This window comes from Agarivorans sp. OAG1 (assembly GCF_037076485.1).
GTDB lineage: Bacteria > Pseudomonadota > Gammaproteobacteria > Enterobacterales > Celerinatantimonadaceae > Agarivorans > Agarivorans albus.
Map to the genome: position 1 here is coordinate 4,658,938 of NZ_AP028990.1, position 17,680 is coordinate 4,676,617.

General features: G+C 45.4%; 16 protein-coding genes. 6 read left to right on the forward strand and 10 right to left on the reverse strand.

Translation table 11 applies throughout. From position 1 onward, the window contains the following. Positions 1-113: 113 nt before the first annotated feature. Positions 114-1,034: a hypothetical protein gene (locus tag OAG1_RS21150; protein ID WP_338622743.1), complete on the forward strand. Its 921-nt coding sequence runs from the start codon at positions 114-116 to the stop codon at positions 1,032-1,034. A 67-nt stretch (positions 1,035-1,101) separates the two neighbouring features. Further along, on the forward strand, positions 1,102-1,434 hold the full coding sequence (locus OAG1_RS21155) for a hypothetical protein (RefSeq protein ID WP_338622745.1): 333 nt from the start codon (positions 1,102-1,104) through the stop codon (positions 1,432-1,434). A 164-nt stretch (positions 1,435-1,598) separates the two neighbouring features. On the opposite strand, the gene glmS is transcribed toward OAG1_RS21155, so the two are convergent. The 4 genes from glmS to OAG1_RS21175 form a co-directional block, all read right to left on the reverse strand. After that, positions 1,599-3,431 (reverse strand): glutamine--fructose-6-phosphate transaminase (isomerizing), encoded by a 1,833-nt coding sequence (gene glmS / locus OAG1_RS21160; protein ID WP_016400192.1) that lies wholly within the window; start codon positions 3,429-3,431, stop codon positions 1,599-1,601. A gap of 22 nt (positions 3,432-3,453) precedes the next feature. After that, a complete protein-coding gene (locus tag OAG1_RS21165) occupies positions 3,454-4,218 on the reverse strand; it encodes a DeoR family transcriptional regulator (protein WP_152785165.1) in 765 nt (254 codons plus the stop codon). Between the two features lie 77 nt (positions 4,219-4,295). Further along, on the reverse strand, positions 4,296-5,156 hold the full coding sequence (locus OAG1_RS21170) for a sterol desaturase family protein (protein ID WP_338622749.1): 861 nt from the start codon (positions 5,154-5,156) through the stop codon (positions 4,296-4,298). Between the two features lie 17 nt (positions 5,157-5,173). Further along, positions 5,174-6,217: a DUF2804 domain-containing protein gene (locus tag OAG1_RS21175; RefSeq protein ID WP_338622751.1), complete on the reverse strand. Its 1,044-nt coding sequence runs from the start codon at positions 6,215-6,217 to the stop codon at positions 5,174-5,176. 359 nt (positions 6,218-6,576) lie between these two features. Here OAG1_RS21175 and OAG1_RS21180 point away from each other — a divergent pair, with 359 nt between their 5' ends. Continuing rightward, positions 6,577-7,935: an MFS transporter gene (locus tag OAG1_RS21180; protein ID WP_338622753.1), complete on the forward strand. Its 1,359-nt coding sequence runs from the start codon at positions 6,577-6,579 to the stop codon at positions 7,933-7,935. Between the two features lie 130 nt (positions 7,936-8,065). Beyond that, positions 8,066-8,260: a hypothetical protein gene (locus OAG1_RS21185; protein WP_152785159.1), complete on the forward strand. Its 195-nt coding sequence runs from the start codon at positions 8,066-8,068 to the stop codon at positions 8,258-8,260. Positions 8,261-8,318: 58 nt separating this feature from the next. Here OAG1_RS21185 and OAG1_RS21190 read toward each other — a convergent pair whose 3' ends face one another. The 6 genes from OAG1_RS21190 to OAG1_RS21215 all read right to left on the reverse strand — a co-directional run bounded on the left by OAG1_RS21190 (position 8,319) and on the right by OAG1_RS21215 (position 15,471). Further along, positions 8,319-8,816 (reverse strand): DUF1456 family protein, encoded by a 498-nt coding sequence (locus tag OAG1_RS21190; RefSeq protein WP_338622757.1) that lies wholly within the window; start codon positions 8,814-8,816, stop codon positions 8,319-8,321. A gap of 391 nt (positions 8,817-9,207) precedes the next feature. Beyond that, a complete protein-coding gene (locus OAG1_RS21195) occupies positions 9,208-11,925 on the reverse strand; it encodes a hypothetical protein (RefSeq protein WP_338622759.1) in 2,718 nt (905 codons plus the stop codon). Between the two features lie 250 nt (positions 11,926-12,175). Continuing rightward, positions 12,176-13,180 carry a sugar ABC transporter gene (locus tag OAG1_RS21200; RefSeq protein WP_152785157.1) on the reverse strand — a complete coding sequence of 335 codons (1,005 nt, stop codon included), beginning with the start codon at positions 13,178-13,180 and terminating at the stop codon, positions 12,176-12,178. A gap of 71 nt (positions 13,181-13,251) precedes the next feature. Further along, the gene (locus OAG1_RS21205; protein WP_338622761.1) at positions 13,252-14,223 is read right to left on the reverse strand and encodes a glutathione S-transferase family protein; all 972 of its coding nucleotides are present in this window, start codon (positions 14,221-14,223) and stop codon (positions 13,252-13,254) included. Positions 14,224-14,233: 10 nt separating this feature from the next. Then, the gene (locus OAG1_RS21210) at positions 14,234-15,073 is read right to left on the reverse strand and encodes a pirin family protein (protein WP_016400201.1); all 840 of its coding nucleotides are present in this window, start codon (positions 15,071-15,073) and stop codon (positions 14,234-14,236) included. An 8-nt stretch (positions 15,074-15,081) separates the two neighbouring features. After that, positions 15,082-15,471 carry a DoxX family protein gene (locus OAG1_RS21215; protein ID WP_338622764.1) on the reverse strand — a complete coding sequence of 130 codons (390 nt, stop codon included), beginning with the start codon at positions 15,469-15,471 and terminating at the stop codon, positions 15,082-15,084. A gap of 140 nt (positions 15,472-15,611) precedes the next feature. Here OAG1_RS21215 and OAG1_RS21220 point away from each other — a divergent pair, with 140 nt between their 5' ends. Together OAG1_RS21220 and OAG1_RS21225 are read left to right on the forward strand one after the other, a co-directional pair. Then, on the forward strand, positions 15,612-16,550 hold the full coding sequence (locus tag OAG1_RS21220) for a LysR family transcriptional regulator (RefSeq protein WP_338622766.1): 939 nt from the start codon (positions 15,612-15,614) through the stop codon (positions 16,548-16,550). 192 nt (positions 16,551-16,742) lie between these two features. Further along, positions 16,743-17,678 (forward strand): slipin family protein, encoded by a 936-nt coding sequence (locus OAG1_RS21225; RefSeq protein ID WP_016400204.1) that lies wholly within the window; start codon positions 16,743-16,745, stop codon positions 17,676-17,678. Positions 17,679-17,680 lie beyond the last annotated feature (2 nt).

Below are 17,680 nucleotides of genomic sequence, written 5' to 3' on the forward strand. Positions count from 1 at the left end.
AAGGTATCTAACTTTGTATTTTCTCTAATTATTATAAATTACACATCAACGACACGGGGCAGCAACAGCGGTTACCGAGTTAAAAACCTTAAACCAAAAAAGAGAGAATGATTATGTCACAAGTTATCGATACCACTTACAACGCAGACGTTGACCCAGTGAAAACTTACGAGCGTAAAGTTGCGCCGAATGTGGCCTTCTATCAGCAAGTACGCGCTACCAAAGCCAACGACACGCGCCGTCATGTGTATGACGACATCTTGCTACCACACACTGGTAACTCGTTCTTGGTTAAAGCCGGCCAAGTGATCCGCTTTGAGCAGCGCCCAAGCTTGCACAATGGCCGCACCCAAATTATCGATGTGCACTTTGTTACCCCAGATTTGGAACAATGGGGCGACCACTTAAACACAGGCGCACTAGAAGGTTTAAATCAACGCATGTATAGCGCGGTGTGGTCGCAAAGTGGCTTCTGCCAGAAAATGGCAACCCTAGTGGAAGACGAATTCCCGTACGACAAGTTAGAAGAAGACTATAGCCATATCTTCTTCGCCGCGCACTGCTGCCCAGATTGGCTCAACATGTGTTACGGCAAAGAAGGCAATGTGAACTCATGCCAAGAGAACTTCTACCAAGCCTTTGGCCGCTTACCAGCCATTGCCAGCATAGAAGACGAAGCCGAGCGCCGTCGCATCATCAAACTATATGCTGATCGCAATGACATCAACATGTTCCAGCCACAGAAGTTCGACCAAGACGAAAACGGCATTACCCGCTGTTTATTAGCGCCAAGCCCAAGTGTCGATGATGGCGTTGGTGTGGAGTTCTACGCAGAGAAGGACATGTACTTTGTGGTGAGTAACTGCCCTTATGCCGACCAAGCTTTGCCTTACCCAGAGGCGCGCCCAAACCCTGTGTATGTGAGTGTGCACGACACAGGTATCTTGCCAGAGACAGGCCACCTAGGTGACATCGATGGTTGGGAAGAGGACATCTTTGCTCGCATCGCTACTAAAGACAACAGTGTGAAATAACACTTAAGCCAAAGCGCACATCTATCAAGGTGTGCGCTATTTTTTCTTTGATGATTAGGAGGCTATTATGCCCACCTCTACCAAACCGGTGCTCGAGACCCCGGTAACAAATTTGCAAGCGCCCCAACTGAAAGAGTTAATCAATACGCCTTGGAAGAAGCTTGCCTTCGTTGGTTTGCTTTGTAGCCAGCTGCTTATTTTTGGATTTTTAGCCGTTGCAGGTGTAATTGGCGCGGTTATCAGTTTAAGTGCGGTGCAAATTGCCAGCTTAGGCGGCGGCTTATGGGTACTGGGAGAAGTGATGTTTTTTGCTAGTATCGCCATACTCGGCAAACCAGCGTTTATTATCTTAAAAGCTCAAGCGAAAGCGTGGTTTAAATACTCTAAAACGCAGGCATAAGTGAATGAATCGGTGAGTTTTGAGTTAAGCGATACGCTTTATTACGCACTAAAATTGAAGCTAAAAGACAACTAGCTTCCAATAATAAAGGCCGCTTCAAAAAGCGGCCTTTATTGCTTAAAACTTAATTACCCTTAAACAAGAAAGAGCTTAAACATTTGATTTTACTCAACCGTTACCGATTTAGCTAAGTTCCTAGGTTGGTCTACGTCGGTGCCTTTAATCAGGGCTACGTGGTAAGACAATAGCTGCATTGGCAAGGTGTACACAATAGGCGCAATTAGCTCATCAACATGTGGAACATTAATCACGCGCATGGTTTCGTCGCTTTCAAACTTCGCGTCTTTATCAGCAAATACATACAAGATACCGCCACGAGCACGAACTTCTTCAACGTTTGATTTAAGCTTTTCTAACAGTTCGTTGTTAGGCGCTACCACAATAATTGGCATTTCTGCATCAATTAGCGCGAGTGGACCATGCTTCAACTCACCCGCGGCGTAAGCTTCGGCGTGAATGTAAGAAATCTCTTTTAGTTTAAGTGCACCTTCCATAGCAATTGGGTATTGGGTACCGCGACCAAGGAATAAGCTGTGGTGCTTGTCGGCAAAATCTTCGGCTAGTTCTTCGATGGCACCGTCTAGCGTTAAAGCTTGTTCAATTTTGGCAGGTAGCGATTGTAGTGCGCCCACAATGCGCGCTTCCAAATCTGCAGATACATCTTTATTACGACCAATCGCCGCAACCAGCATTAATAAACCAGCAAGCTGAACCGTGAAGGCTTTGGTTGAAGCAACGCCAATTTCGGTACCGGCTTTCATCAAGTAAGCCATGTCTGATTCACGCACTAAAGATGAACCATCAACATTACAAATGGTTAAGCTTGAGGTATAACCCTGTTCTTTAGCTAAGCGCAATGCTGCCAGCGTATCGGCCGTTTCACCACTTTGCGAAAGGGTAACCAGTAAGCTGTTTTTAGGCGTAAATGACCTGCGGTAACGAAACTCTGAGGCAATCTCTACGTTACATGGAATGCCAGCCAATTCTTCAAACCAATAGCGCGCTACCATGCCTGAGTTGTAAGAAGTACCACAAGCAATAATTTGCACATGCTCAATGGTAGGTAGAATCTCAGCGGCTTTAGGACCAAAAGCACTGTCTAGCACTTTGCCTGCTTGTAAGCGACCTTCTAAAGTACGTTGAATCGCAATTGGCTGCTCGTAAGTTTCTTTTAACATGTAGTGGCGATATTGGCCTTTGTCTCCGGCATCGTGTGATGCAGTAGACTCACTAATTTCGCGCTCTACCGGCTCGCCATTCTCATCAAAAATACTTACGCCTTGGCGAGTAACTTCGGCTACGTCACCTTCTTCTAAGAAGGCAAAACGGCGAGTTACCGGTAGTAATGCTAGTTGGTCAGAAGCAATGAAGTTTTCACCAACACCGTAACCAATAACCAGTGGGCTGCCAGAGCGTGCTACCACCAAACGGCTTGGGTCGCGTTTATCGGCGATCACCATACCGTAGGCACCTTCTAACTCGGCCACTGCCGATTGCACCGCTTCTACCAAACTTTGGTGATGTTTAATCTTGTGTTCAACCAAATGAACAATGACTTCGGTGTCGGTATCTGAGGCAAAGGTGTAGCCTTTGGCAATAAGCTGCTCACGAAGTTCGGCGTGGTTTTCGATGATGCCATTGTGCACAACAGCAATGGTTTCACATGAAACATGTGGGTGAGCATTACGCTCACTAGGTTCACCGTGGGTGGCCCAACGGGTATGAGCAATACCGGTGCCGCCAAGTACAGGGTTGCCTTCTAAGGCATCGGCGAGTTCTTGCACTTTACCTAAGCGGCGCACTCGACTTAATTCGCCATCGGCAGTGATGGTTGCTACACCCGATGAGTCGTAACCACGGTATTCTAGGCGGCGTAGTCCCTCAACCAAAATATCTGCTACATCACGCTGAGCTACCGCTCCTACAATTCCACACATAGTTATTTCCTTGTCGATAAAGTTATTGGGCTATTACCACATTAACGCCCTGAGCACGGATTTGCTCAGCCACGCTAGGCTCTAGCTGATTGTCTGTTACTAAAGTTGAGATCTTCGACCATGCCAACTCTAGGTTATGAATTTTTCTGCCAATTTTATTGGACTCGGCCAGTACCACGACTTCGCGGGCAACCTCGGCCATTACTTGGCTTAAACCGACTAATTCATTAAAGGTAGTCGATCCTCGTGCTACATCGATGCCATCTGCGCCAATAAACAATTGGTCGAAGTCGTAAGCACGTAATACTTGCTCGGCCACTTGGCCTTGAAACGCTTCTGAGTGAGTGTCCCAGGTGCCACCGGTCATCAAAAGTGTCGGCTCGTTTTCTAACTCTCGTAAGGCGCCAGCAATGCTTAAAGAATTTGTCATTACCACCAAACCTTCTTTTTCTGAAAGCTCTGGCAGTAGCGCAGCGGTAGTGCTGCCGCTGTCGATAATTATTCTATTATGATCACGAATTAAGCCTGCAGCAGACTGAGCAATCGCCTGTTTTTGCTTGGATACTTGCTCGTCGTGCGGTTCGTTTATCAATTCTTTAGGAATAGGCACTGCACCGCCATAACGTCTTAGTAACAAGCCGTTAGCTTCTAGACTAGCTAAATCCTTTCGAATCGTAACTTCTGAGGTTTCAAAAGCGTGAGCAAGTTCATCAACCTTCACTTCGCCGAGGTCGGCGAGGCGATCTAAGATAAGGCGACGGCGCTGCTGAGTGTTTCGTTTGATCATAATGCCATTAGCTAAGTTTCGAATCGAAACTTATTATAGTTAAGCGAAACTTAAGATCAAGCCGAGTTGTTAAAAAATTACTCTTTGCTTTGTTTGGCCGGTGGCGCAAACAATAAACGCCAGCGTTGAGCGATGCTTAAGCCCGGCGCACTGGCTTGGATAACCATGCAGCGCCACTCGCTAAAAGTAACTACGATGGGGTTAAAACTTTTCACTGGCTGAGTAATGCCGTAGTCAACGGTTTCAAGTTCTGGCTCAAAACTGCCAAACAGCCTGTCCCAGATAATTAGTACTCCCGCATAGTTTTTATCAATGTATTGCGGGTTGCGCCCATGGTGTACGCGGTGATGAGATGGAGTGTTAAATATCCACTCCAAGGGGCCCAACTTCTTAACTGCTTGAGTATGAACAAAAAATTGTAAACCCAAGTTAAGCAGCACAACAAACACGACCCAATGCGGGGCAAACCCAATAATTACCAGCGGTAACCAAAATAGCCACATTCCCGCTAGTGGGTACATTAAGCTTTGGCGAAAGGCGGTGCTAAAATTCATATTCTCGGAACTATGGTGAACCACATGGGCCGCCCACATCCAACGTACTCGATGACTAGCGCGGTGAAACCAGTAATAACAAAAATCCTGAGCGATAAATAAGCCAACAAAACTTAGCTCTGTCATATTTATATCGAACAGCCGCCAGCCAAACAGGCTTAAGTATATTTGGCTAACCAGCAAACCCATTAAAATATCACTGAGTTGATGCATGCCCGCTAGTGCAAAATTGCAGAGCAATTCCTTGGTATGATACTGAGCCGACAATGGCAACTTTTGGCGCACATTTCCCCAATACCACTCTAGCCCCATACACAACAAAAACAGTGGTGCTAAAGCCATTAACAAGTATTCGGGGTGAGCGATTAACATAGCAAAATCCATTTACTTTCCTTATATCGCTACCAACAAGCAAAGTGATCTTCGGTTAAGCCTAATACGTCTTGTAGTTGGTGTGTTTGACCATGTTGGCATACTAGCGTGCCGCTAAAATGTCCCATGTATTGCCGAAAGTTGCTCTTAAGCAACCACAGGTTTAAACGTTCTTGGCGGCAATTTAAGGGAGTAAACCTAAGATTTACTCGACCGTCGGCTGAGTAAATGTGCCAAGGCTGATGTGGCTTGCTAGTTTCACTTGCTAGGCTGCGTTTAAAGCTAAAATGCACCGGGCCAAGCAAGTGCTTCTCTCCATCAATCCATAAGGCATTTTCATTACAGCCGGTTTCGTTTACCCCTGCGGCGAGGTTTAAGCCAATGCAGGTCTGATTTAAACGAGTAGAAAAACTTGCCCAGCGCCAAGAGGTTTCTCGGCGCATATAGCCCGCCGAGAAATCATAAGCGCCTAAGGCTGTCGCCAAATTCTGTGTTTTACCGTTTACCAACAAATGGCCAGCCACCGGCAAAGCATTTTGCTTTTGGGTATAAGTCCAACCGGAGTAGCCCGTAGGGCCGCACATGGCCATGCATTGTTGCTGATTGGCTGGAGTTATTGTTAACTTGGCTTCCAAAAACGGTGTGTTGGCGCGGATGTGCCATTGCCCCTCAACGATCTGAATCTGCAGCGAATGTTTGCCTTTTAGATAAGCCAAACTATTTACCGGACTTGGCTGGGTGCCGTAACCCATGCCACAAGGCTTAAGCCAGGTGTGCTCTTGCAAGGTTTGGCTAGGGATATGAAACACGTAACAAAAGCCACTGCCTAGATAGCGAATATCTGCCAAGGCAAAGCCCAAAATGTATTCATCGCAATTAATGCTCACAAACTGAAACTGCTTGTAATGAAAATGCTTTGCCCAAAGCGACGCAGGTTTGTCCATCACATTGGTATATACAAAATTTGCTAAACCCAACTGGCTAACCGGACCGTTAAAGTGACCAAAGCTAAGTTCTCCATTCGCCGCGATTAAGCTACTAGGAGCTGAGATTAGTTGTTGGGAGTTTTGCATTTACCAAACCTTTAACGGTTACATTTTATTAACATTTATTAGCTAAGCAGAGTTTGAGTAAATATTCTAAAATGGAGTGATTGCTTTGTGAGCCAGCTTGCAAGAAAACAGCAGATACCAAGAAAACACTGTGATAAGCCTCTAAGCAGAACCCCAAATCCAGAATATCGATTCGAAAAACCAATAAAAATTAGCTAAAAACACCTAAAAATGTGATTTTGAAAACACTTTCAACCATTAACGTGATGCAGATCACTTAATTTTTGTGGATTAAATCACCTTTTGTATTCACAATCTCGGCAACTTTCAAACCATCTGGTTAGACCAGATAAAAACCCTTCTCACCATCAGGTAAGTCCATGAATACAAACAAACCAAAATTACACTTTTGGCAAATCTGGAACATGAGTTTCGGTTTCCTAGGTATTCAATTTGGCTTTGGTTTACAAAATGCCAACGTAAGTCGAATCTTTGAAACCCTAGGCGCTAGCATCGATCAAATCCCAATTTTGTGGCTAGCTGCGCCAGTAACAGGATTACTTATTCAACCGATTATCGGTTATATGAGTGATAGAACATGGAATGGTTTAGGTCGTCGTCGCCCCTACTTTTTAGCTGGCGCGATCATGTCTTCTCTCGCATTAATCATTATGCCTAACTCGCCTTACCTTTGGATGGCAGCAGGCATGTTGTGGATACTAGATGCCTCGATTAACGTTTCAATGGAGCCGTTTCGCGCTTTAGTTGCTGATAATCTTCCTTCAGAACAGCGTACTCAAGGCTTTGCGGTGCAAACCTTCTTTATTGGTGTGGGTTCAGTAATTGCTTCTGCCATGCCGTATGTACTGGCTAACTGGTTCGGCATTGCCAACACTGCCCCAGAAGGGGTTATTCCGCCATCGGTTAAAATCTCATTTTATGCTGGTGCCGTGGTGTTTTTTGGTGCTGTTTTATGGACAGTTCTCAAAACCAAAGAATACAGCCCAGAAGAAATGGAGCGCTTTGAAGGCGCAGAGCCAGAACAAGATCAAGAAACGCGCGAAGGTTTTGCCGAAGTTTGGGCCGATGTGAAGAAAATGCCTACAACCATGCGCCAATTAGCCGTAGTGCAGTTCTTCTCATGGTTTGCTCTATTTGCCATGTGGATCTACACCACCTCGGCGGTAACTAGCAGCGTTTACGGCGCCACCGACACCTCTTCAGCCCTTTATAACGAAGGTGCAGACTGGGTAGGCTTATGTTTTGCCATGTATAACGGTGTTAGTGCTTTGGCTGCCTTTGCGCTACCTTGGTTAGCTGCACGCAGCAGCCGTAAAGTAGTGCACGCCCTATGTTTAACCTTGGGCGGCGTAAGCTTAGCCGGCATGTACTTTATTAACGATCCAAAAATGTTAATGCTTAACATGGTAGGTATTGGTTTTGCCTGGGCGAGTATTTTATGTATGCCTTACGCCATTTTAGCGGGTTCTTTACCTAGCAAAAAAATGGGCTTTTTTATGGGCGTGTTTAACTTCTTCATTGTTATTCCACAAATTTTGGCGGCCGGTATCTTAGGTTACTTCACCCGCGAATTCTTTGGTGGCGACTCAATGATGGCCTTGGTATTAGGTGGTGCATCTATGGTAGTAGCGGCTTTGGTTACCTTAACCGTAACCGACCGAGACGACCCACAATTAGCTAGCCAAGACACCGAGCTAAACCAAGCACAAACCGCATAAACAAACTGTCTATGTCAAAAAGGGTGAGCCAAGGCTCGCCCTTTTTATTTGCAAAAATCACCAATACGTCGATCGAAACGTCTTATGGCAACGTTATATAAGCTGAACCTTGGAACAAGGAGTCAGCACCATGAGCCAGCATATTTTCAAAGTAGGCATGCGTTGTATTTACGACAACGGTGAAGCCCTAATAGACACCTTAGATGAAAGAAACAATGTCGCATTGGTTCGCGACCAGCATACCGGCAACTTGCATACCCGCGCCTACCACGACCTATTTCCCGATGACGAGCAGTTTCATAGCGAAAGCGATACTTACTACTAAGCCAATATTTACTCACAAAAAAGCCGAGCTAAACTCGGCTTTTTTATTTATCTGAAGACTACTCTTCGTCCCACTCAAAATCAGGGGCTTCGTCTGGATTAGCGCGGTATTTAAGCTGCATACCGTGTAAAAAGTTACGCATGATTTGATCTTTACACAGGCGGTAATGCTTATGATCGGGTTTGCGGAAAAAAGCACTTAATTCATGTTTGCTTAGCTGAAAACCGGTTAGCCCTAGTACCTCTAACATATCTTCTGCTTTAAGGTTTAAAGCAATCTTTAGCTTCATCAAAATGAGATTATTATTAAGGCGCTTTTCTGGCTCGGGTTGCGGGCCTTCGCGCTTACCGCGTCTTTCGTTAATTAAGCCATTAAGAAAAATCGCTAGGGTTTTATCATTCAAATTGCGATAAGCGGCGTCATCATCTTTTTTCAACCAATCACTCACTTCTGCGCGGCTCACTGTTAACTCAGCTTGCGCAAAAATGGCAATCATCTTGTTATCGTTAAAATTAAAACAGTAGCGAAGACGACGAAGAATATCGTTATTAGTCATGGATAAATCCCAAATAAAGTAAACCTACAGCCAACAGGCTGAAAAACCAGCAGGATTCTACGCTATCCGGCGGCAAGTAGATAGCGCCTAGCCGCTTATTTAACCTGAACTTGGGATAAGGAAGTGGCAATAACCCCGCAACCCAGTACTTAATCTAGCTTAATGGTTCTGGCGAGATAGTTTCGCTTAGTTCAAGGCGAAGCCGCGCGCCAATAGCTAGCCTATTGCAAGTAGCTTCAACACCGAAATAAGTAAAAGTAGCCGCTAGAAACCGGCTTGTTATCCCGAGCTCAGGTTATCTATTGAGCGTAGTCAAAGCCGCTAGAAGCTGCCTTTTCTAAACCAATAAAAAACGGCCTTTATGGCCGTTTTGTATTAACAAGCTGCTACCTTATGGTAAAGCAGGTACATCGCTGGCTCTAATAAGTGTCCGTATATCGGTCCATACTTCTCCTTCATCTTCACTCATGTATGGAAAGTCTTCTGCCCAAGTACTTTGTTGCGCAAAGATCTTAAGCGCCATTTCAACTCCATCGGTGGCAATGATGGTAGTGGTTTCTTCTACAGTTAAGCCAAATAGAGCTTCAGCATTCAGGCGCAAGTTTAGTTCTCCGTCCTCACTCACCTGCCATTCCATTGGTACACTAAACTCTTCAACCAGTTCGCGAAGTTCACCATTGTACCAACCGGCATTACTACTCTCTGTATCGCCGAAGATATAGTAAGCCTCTTCGTCATCATCGCTAGCAACTAACGCATTGCCCATTAAGGAATCAGCACCAAATTTGGCACTACGACCACCAATCGTTTCAATGCACTCTGCTACTGCATCTACGTAGTCGCTGAATACTTTTTCGGTGCCTTCAAACGGCACTTCGTTCTCATCATCCCAATCGGAATCACCGGTAGTGCAATAGTCCACACCTGCGTTACGCTCAAACACTTTGCCTTTGTAGTACCATGCTTCGGTGCCTATATCAGCTTCATTAGAGAATACTGCTACCGATACCTCATCTACTTCATCAAAGGCTTCTACAATCACCACCAAATCGTAGTCGTTTTCACTGTACATCAACTTAATGAAATCTTGGTCGGTTAGACTGTAGCTCAACTCGCCACTTAGCAAACCGGCTTTGTAGAAATTTACGCTTCCATCTTGATTGAACTCATAAGCGCGAGTGGTTCCATCACTACCTCTAACACGAACAATGCGCTCTTCGTATAAGTCAGGAAATGCTTGTTGCGCTGAAATATAGTTACAAGCATTAAAGAAGTTCACAAACTCTTGCTCAGTAAAGGTTTCTTGTATTTCCTCAACATCACAGGTATCTCGATCAAGTGCAGCCCCAATATCTTGAATAGCTTGCTGGTTAAACAAGTAGAAGGTAGGCATTCCAGCCTTTTCTACGTTGCCTCGACGAACCAAGCCCTCGGCTACTGTATAAAAAATCTCTAAATCATCAATCTCAGCACCATAAGCAACTAAGGCGATTGGTAGGCTTACTCTGACTAATTCCTGCCCGTTTACCGTTTGCAAAGACCAAGTGGTACTAAAGGCGAGCTTTTCTGTAGTTTGATCGTTATGGAAAATCTTATAGAAGTTAACGGTATTAGCTTCATCCTCTACGAACTCAGCTAAAACACTGGCATTACCCGACTGCGTCGGCGTCATCCAAACACCTTGCATGCTGTAATCATTGGCTTCAGCGGGTTCTGCTGAAAACAGTGCCGACAAAACTGTTGGGGCACTTTCTTCCGCACCGCCCCCCATATTGCGATAGATACGATTACAAAATTCACCTTCTTGGTCGTCACAACCCCAATTGAAGATTCGGTATCTATCTTCAGCAAGAGTCTCAGAACCAAGGTAAGCTGTTGCGCCTTCACTAAAGGTCGCACTGCTTGGAATTAACAGCAATAGCTCGCTGGCGTCTTCGGTTGCCGCAAAGGCTCGTACAGAGCTGCCTGCCAAGTCAATTTGTTTTAAGCTTGCCTCTCGATCAAGGCTAGTATCCGATTGCAAACCAGCATTGGTTAGCACAGCGGTAGTTTCTGTAGCACTGCGGAATAAGGGCATATCAAAATCTTCTAGCCAGCCTTCACTCCCCAATATCCAGCGATCAACATCATATTGAGTAGTATCTACGTTATCGATAGTGCCCGAGTAGCTTTCTTCAGGAGTGCTTAAATCTAAGGCTTCACCGCCACTAACATCCCACAAGTAAACTTGCTCAGAAGTAGTCACGCCATCAAAGCTCATTTTTCCTGCTTCAAACTCTAAGTCGCCATCATATTTGTCGGCATATACCCACCACACACCTTGTTGTAGTACTTCGGCTACATTGGTGTCAGCAGCTTCTGTTTCGGTTTCAATACGATCAACAACATTATCGGCAAGCTCTAGAATTGCCGGGTCTTCCAAAATGTCTTCTAACGTAAAATCATTGCCAGAATCAATAATTGCTTGATTGATTTCTTCACGTACTTCCTCAATCACACTGGCCACTAATTGTTGGGCAATGTCTACATTGCTGGCCAGCTCATCACCAGACGGCACTGCCGAGGCAAACTCCCCCCAGTCGGAGGCAGAGGTACTGGCAGCGGCAATTTGTTCCACCACTGCACGGTAGGCGGCTGTTGAGCTTAAATCTACTTGGAATTCCTCTGAAGTAGTTGGCGCAAACAAGTTATCGCTAGGTAGTGGCTGATTAAGCTGCAGGGCTGGTGTTCCATCAAGGTCAATCAGTACAACACAATCTAAACGCTCACCACCTGGTAAAGTAATCACATAAGTGCCATCAGGCTCTCTAGACCACTGGTCATCGGCTAGCTCTACCGTTTCAATCACATTGCCGTCTGCATCAATAATCGCTACCGCAAAGTTGTCTTTTTCTAAGTTATCAACACTGTCTGCATAGGCCTTAGAGAATAAACTAAATCCGCCAGTGCTTACTGTCACTAAACTGGGTGGGGCATCTACGCTAATAGAAAATGCGGTGGTTGGACCGGGCGCAGGAGCAGGATCTGGTGTACCAGAATCACTTGAGCCACCACAGGCATAAAGCAAACTAGTAGTACATAAAACAGCTAATGTGCTGAGTCTTCTCATAGTTAAGTTCCTTTTTTACTATTTGAGCAATGGATGTAAAGAGTATTCACATTGATAAAGTATCTTGCTTGTAAATACTGAAACCACATAACAAGCAATGGATAAGCTAACCACTTAGCCGCTCGTTAACATAACGCACAAAAATTAAACATAATATCAAATAACAACTAACGCAAACTGAACAAATGGTCAGAGTTAACTATCTCTGATTTTTTATTCCAATAGCTAAACTAATTGTGAAGCAACGGGCTTATTCAACAAAGTTGGCTTTATTGGCCATTTTTCTCGGTAAGGTCATTTGATGGCGCTCTAACTCGCTGCGGCTAAACAAATACCGGCCTTTTTCAGCGGTTTTAGGCCCAAGGGTGTGTGGCTCTACATCGGTCGTTAATATTGTATGGGCCAACTCGCCGGCAATGCGTCCTTGCTCGTAACCAAACAGTACTAAGCCGCCAATGGTTTTATCTTTGCCCACGGCAAAATCCCAAAAGCCGAAAGGAGGCAGCGGTGTATGCTGCGACGACCACTTCAATACTTCATTTGCATCTACATATTTGTTTCGCTCGTCTCTCAAGGTGTGATAAAGGCCAAAGGCTATTGCATCAAAGCCTTCATCTTTTGCAGTAATAACCGCTTGCTGCCATGTGTCCCAACGGCTAATTAATCGCAACTCTACATCAACTCCAGACACTCGCAATTGCGTATCGCCGCCAAACATCTCCTGCAGTACCGTTTTAGCGGTGGTGCCGTCATCAAACAGAATAAGCATGCGATTTAAGTCATTCGGAAATAACGGCTTAATGCTAGAGATTGAGCGCTTGATTAAGGGTCGCTCTAAAACACCGGTAATATTGTGCCGCTGATGAACGTGATAACGGCGAGGATTATTATTAATGCCTAAATACACCACCGGCACCAAGGTTTTGGCAAACCGCGAACCGAGGTACTTTAGCGCATTATCGTCACCTAAAATAACTAGATCGGGTTTTACATCTAAGTAGCGCTGCCAAGCTAACTCGCCACGACTGCGGTGACGGGTAACCGGAAGCCGCTTAGTATCCATTTGAAAATAAGTGAGTTGATAATGTTCGCCAAGTACCGACTCTAAGCCTTCTATGTAACTTTTATCCCATGCATATTCTTGGTGATAACTTTCTATCACCAGAATCTTTTGCTTGGCGAGAGCCCCAGCGGGCGCTAGCAGCAACAAAAACACACAGAAAAATCGACCTAAAATGCTCACCAACTGTCTCATTCGTAAACGCTTTGGCTAAGTATAGTCAATGCCCTTTTAAGGCACTGACTATTCACTAGAACTTGCTCAACTTAGCCACGATTATGAGGCTTGTCTAATTGTAAGATAGGACCAACAGGCACCACTCCAGTGGGGTTAATCGTACTGTGGCTTTCATAGTAGTGCCGCTTGATATGGTCAAAATGAATGGTATCTGCAACCCCTTCAATTTGATAAAGCTCGCGCATGTAGCCATCAATATTTGGGTAATCAACTATTCGCTTTAAGTTGCATTTAAAATGCCCCACATACACCGCATCAAAACGAATCAAGGTGGTGAATAAGCGCCAATCTGCCTCGGTGAGTTGTTCGCCCAATAAATAGCGATTGTTTGACAAAGTTTGCTCTAAAAAATCTAAGCTCTCAAACAAAGGAAATACGGCTTCTTCGTAGGCTTCTTGGCTAGTTGCAAAGCCCGCTTTATACACGCCATTGTTAACGGTGTCGTAAATACGCTGATTAAGAGCATCAATCTCTTCGCGCAGCGCTTCTGGGTAGTAGTCGCCTTGCTTAGCTCCTAGATCATCAAAAGCTGAGTTGAACATACGGATGATATCGGCAGACTCGTTAGACACTATGGTCTGCTGTTGCTTGTCCCATAAAATTGGCACCGTCACTCGACCTGAGTAGTTAGCATCAGCAGCGGTATACACTTGATGTAACAGCTCGGCGCTGTTAATCGGATCGGCAACCACACCTTCGCCAGGCGCGAATGTCCAGCCGTGTTCGCCCATAAACCAATGCACCACCGAGTAATCAATCATCTCTTCCAAGCCTTTAAGCTTGCGAAATATCATGGTGCGGTTGGCCCAAGGGCAAGCATGGGAAACATAAAGGTGATAGCGCCCAGACTCGGCTTTAAACCCAGCTTTGCCAGTTGGTCCGGCGCTACCGTCGGCAGTTACCCAATTACGAAACTGCGATTCGCTACGCACAAAACGGCCTTTGCTTTGCTTAGTGTCGTACCACTTGTCTTGCCATTTTCCATCAACTAATAATCCCACGGTTGCGCTCCTAAAATTTATTATTCTGAAAATCGTCAAATGCTTGTAATACTTGCTCTCGAGTATTCATAACAAAGGGGCCACCCCAAGCAATTGGCTCGTTAAGCGGCTCTCCCGTTACAACTAATACGCGGCTAGCATGCTGGCTTTGTAACAACAGTTGTTCACCTTCACTAAGCACGCCCAAGTGATAAGCAGTAATAGCCTGCGGGTTATCGGCAACCGTTACTTCCCCCTCAATCACGTAAACAAAACCTTGATGATGAGAAGGTAAATCTAGATTAACCTTTGCCCCTGCCACCAAACTAATATCTAAAAAGCTAGCTGCAGTGTGGCTAGTTTGCACCGCGCCAACCGTTCCGTTAGCCAGCTCTCCGGCAACTACTCTTATTACGTTGCCTTGCTCATCTTGGCTCAATGGTATTTGCTCGGCGCTCAGCTCTTGATAATCTGGCGCCGACATTTTGTGCTCTGCGGCTAAGTTCACCCACAGTTGAAAACCTTTCAGCAGGCCATCTTGTTGCTCGGGCATTTCTGAGTGAATCACTCCGCGCCCAGCATTCATCCATTGCACGCCACCCGCTTCGATTACGCTTTCGTGGCCAGCATTGTCTTTATGACGCATCCGGCCATTAAGAATATAAGTAACCGTTTGAAAACCACGATGCGGATGCTCCGGAAAACCCGCTAAATAATCATCGGGTTTGTCTGACTCAAAGCAATCTAACATCAAGAATGGGTCTAGATGACGTAACTGACTATTGCCTAACATCCGGGTGAGCTTTACTCCTGCTCCATCGCTGGTGGCTTGGCCAGCCACCACTTGTTGTAACTGTTTTAAGCTAGTCATGTTTGCTCCTATGCGCTGCGTTTATCGAGTGAATATGCGCCACCACCATGGGCAACCAATAATAAGAACCCACCAGCTATGGCAATGTTTTTCATCAGCATAATCATTTGCATTTGATCGCCAGGGTTGAAGTGAAACAACAAACCCGACAGCAAACTAAAGCCTGCTAGCAAAAACGCCACTGGGCGAGTTTTCCAGCCTAGTAATATTGCCAAGCCCCCTAGCAGCTCTAAGGCAATAACCAAAGGTAACAATGCACCCGGTACTCCCATGGCTTCCATATAACCTTGGGTGCCAGCGTAAGCTGCAATTTTTCCGTAACCAGAAAGAATAAAAATCAACGCTAAAAATACCCGTGCTGTAGGCTGGCTTAGTTGTTGTAGTAAATTCATTGTCATGTTCTCCATGTGTTTTTTGGCTCAAGGCCATTTGCTTAACAACAGATTAATGTTGTTATGAAGAACGATAAACCGTGCGCTTGGCAAATAATTGTTCCTATAATGGCAACAATAATCACTAGCGAACATGGAATATGGCAATGGGACAGCTCGAAGAAATGCAGATTTTTGTGCGGGTGGTCGAGGCAGGCAGCATTAGCCGTGCGGCGGAACAGTTAGGAGTCGCTAAATCGGTGGTGAGCCGGCGTTTAAGTGCCTTAGAAAAACGCCTAGGCAGCAGCCTAATGCAGCGCACCACGCGTCGCCTAAGTTTAAGCGACGCTGGCCAACAGTTTTATCAACGAAGTCTAGGTATTATTGATGAGGTTGATCAGCTAAACCAAGCCGCTAGCTGCCAAGAGCAAACCTTAACTGGCAGCTTACATATTGCAGTGCCCTTATCCTTTGGTCAGGCTCACCTAAGCAGCGCTTTTGATGCATTTATGCAGCTGCATCCTCAACTAAAACTTAAGGTAAGCTTGGCTGACAGCCAACATAATTTGGTGGCCGAAGGCATCGATTTAGCACTGCGCATTGCTGAGCTAAAAGACTCCAGCCTTAAGGCAAAAAAAATCACCCCTATCAATTTTGCCTTAGTTGCCTCTCCGGCCTACCTTGCCAAACATGGCCGTCCCACCAAGCCTGAACAACTAAGCCAACACCAAGTGCTGCATTACAGCTTACGCGGCGCTGCCAGTTGGCAATTAAGTGATAACAAGGGGAAAGTTCATCAAGTGGCTTATCAACCGCATATTAGCGCCAACAATGGTGATTTTTTACAAGACTTAGCCATTGCCGGGCACGGCATTGCCCACACTCCGAGTTTTATTGCTTGGCAAGCCATCGCAAAAGGAGAGCTAGAAATAGTGCTGCCCGAGTATAAATTACCCGCTTTGCACGCTTGGGCGGTTTACCCCAATACCCGCTATTTGCCACACCGTAGCCGCGTAATGATAGATTTTTTAGCCCAACGTTTTGGCTTAAACCCGTATTGGGATCAAGCCTTAAGCCAGCATTTAAATAGGGCTAAAGCAGATTAATAAGGTTTTCTGTAAGCCGACCCAACGGTAATCACTTATCTGTCAAAAAGCGCTGTATTCTCAAGGCTTTTTATGATTACCTTGCTGCTAAATAAAACGTCCCCAACAAATAGATATGGGTGACATATAAGCTTCGCAGCGTAACGGTATATTCGCGATACAACTTCGTTTTTAACTGGTAAGGAAAGTATTATGCCTATGATTTTTGATTATCTTCTCACCGTGCAAGTTGCGCTGTTAATTTTTGCGCTATTTGTACTTAAATCTTCCATCAAGTTTGTGCCACAAAATGAGGCTTGGGTTATTGAGCGCTTTGGTAAATACCAATCAACCAAAGAAGCGGGCTTAAATTTCCTAATTCCTATGATTGACCAAGTATCGGCGCGCCGTTCTTTAAAAGAACAAGCCTTTGACGTACCAAGCCAAGCGGCTATCACCAAAGACAACATTTCCTTGTCGGTAGATGGCGTGTTGTACTTTCGAGTACTCGACCCATACAAAGCCACTTACGGTGTAGAAGATTATGTATTTGCGGTAACTCAATTAGCGCAAACCACTATGCGTTCTGAAATTGGTAAAATTGAGCTCGATAAAACCTTCGAAGAGCGTGATGCGCTTAACGCCAAAATTGTTACTCAAATTAACGAAGCCTCTGCCTCTTGGGGAGTTGCAGTGTTGCGTTATGAAATTAAAGATATTACTCCGCCGGCTTCAATTATGGATTCGATGGAATCGCAAATGCGCGCCGAACGTGAACGTCGCGCTAAAATCCTAGAGTCTGAGGGTGAAAAAGCTGCCGCAATCAACATTGCTGAAGGTGAAAAACAAGCCCGTGTATTACAAGCAGAAGCAGAAAAGCGTGAGCAAGTACTAAGTGCAGAAGGTGAAGCAGAAGCGATTATTGCGGTTGCCGATGCGCAAGCTCAAGCCTTAACCACGGTTGGTCAATCAGCCGCAACACCAGAAGGCCAAAAAGCGGTTCAGCTAGATCTTGCGACTAAAGCGATTGAAGCTAAACACGCCATTGCCAAAGAATCGAGTGTGGTATTGTTACCCGACAGCAGCACTGAAGCAGGCTCTTTAGTTGCTCAAGCCACCACCATTTTAAATACCCTAAATAGAGGCTAGCC

Coding starts and splice junctions, on each gene's coding strand:
- OAG1_RS21220 (WP_338622766.1), top strand. CDS start 15,612: ATGGGACAGCTCGAAGAAATGCAGATTTTTGTGCGGGTGGTCGAGGCA.
- OAG1_RS21185 (WP_152785159.1), top strand. CDS start 8,066: ATGAGCCAGCATATTTTCAAAGTAGGCATGCGTTGTATTTACGACAAC.
- OAG1_RS21170 (WP_338622749.1), bottom strand. CDS start 5,156: ATGGATTTTGCTATGTTAATCGCTCACCCCGAATACTTGTTAATGGCT.
- OAG1_RS21195 (WP_338622759.1), bottom strand. CDS start 11,925: ATGAGAAGACTCAGCACATTAGCTGTTTTATGTACTACTAGTTTGCTT.
- OAG1_RS21190 (WP_338622757.1), bottom strand. CDS start 8,816: ATGACTAATAACGATATTCTTCGTCGTCTTCGCTACTGTTTTAATTTT.
- OAG1_RS21155 (WP_338622745.1), top strand. CDS start 1,102: ATGCCCACCTCTACCAAACCGGTGCTCGAGACCCCGGTAACAAATTTG.
- OAG1_RS21225 (WP_016400204.1), top strand. CDS start 16,743: ATGCCTATGATTTTTGATTATCTTCTCACCGTGCAAGTTGCGCTGTTA.
- OAG1_RS21150 (WP_338622743.1), top strand. CDS start 114: ATGTCACAAGTTATCGATACCACTTACAACGCAGACGTTGACCCAGTG.
- OAG1_RS21180 (WP_338622753.1), top strand. CDS start 6,577: ATGAATACAAACAAACCAAAATTACACTTTTGGCAAATCTGGAACATG.
- OAG1_RS21210 (WP_016400201.1), bottom strand. CDS start 15,073: ATGACTAGCTTAAAACAGTTACAACAAGTGGTGGCTGGCCAAGCCACC.
- glmS (WP_016400192.1), bottom strand. CDS start 3,431: ATGTGTGGAATTGTAGGAGCGGTAGCTCAGCGTGATGTAGCAGATATT.
- OAG1_RS21175 (WP_338622751.1), bottom strand. CDS start 6,217: ATGCAAAACTCCCAACAACTAATCTCAGCTCCTAGTAGCTTAATCGCG.
- OAG1_RS21200 (WP_152785157.1), bottom strand. CDS start 13,180: ATGAGACAGTTGGTGAGCATTTTAGGTCGATTTTTCTGTGTGTTTTTG.
- OAG1_RS21165 (WP_152785165.1), bottom strand. CDS start 4,218: ATGATCAAACGAAACACTCAGCAGCGCCGTCGCCTTATCTTAGATCGC.
- OAG1_RS21215 (WP_338622764.1), bottom strand. CDS start 15,471: ATGACAATGAATTTACTACAACAACTAAGCCAGCCTACAGCACGGGTA.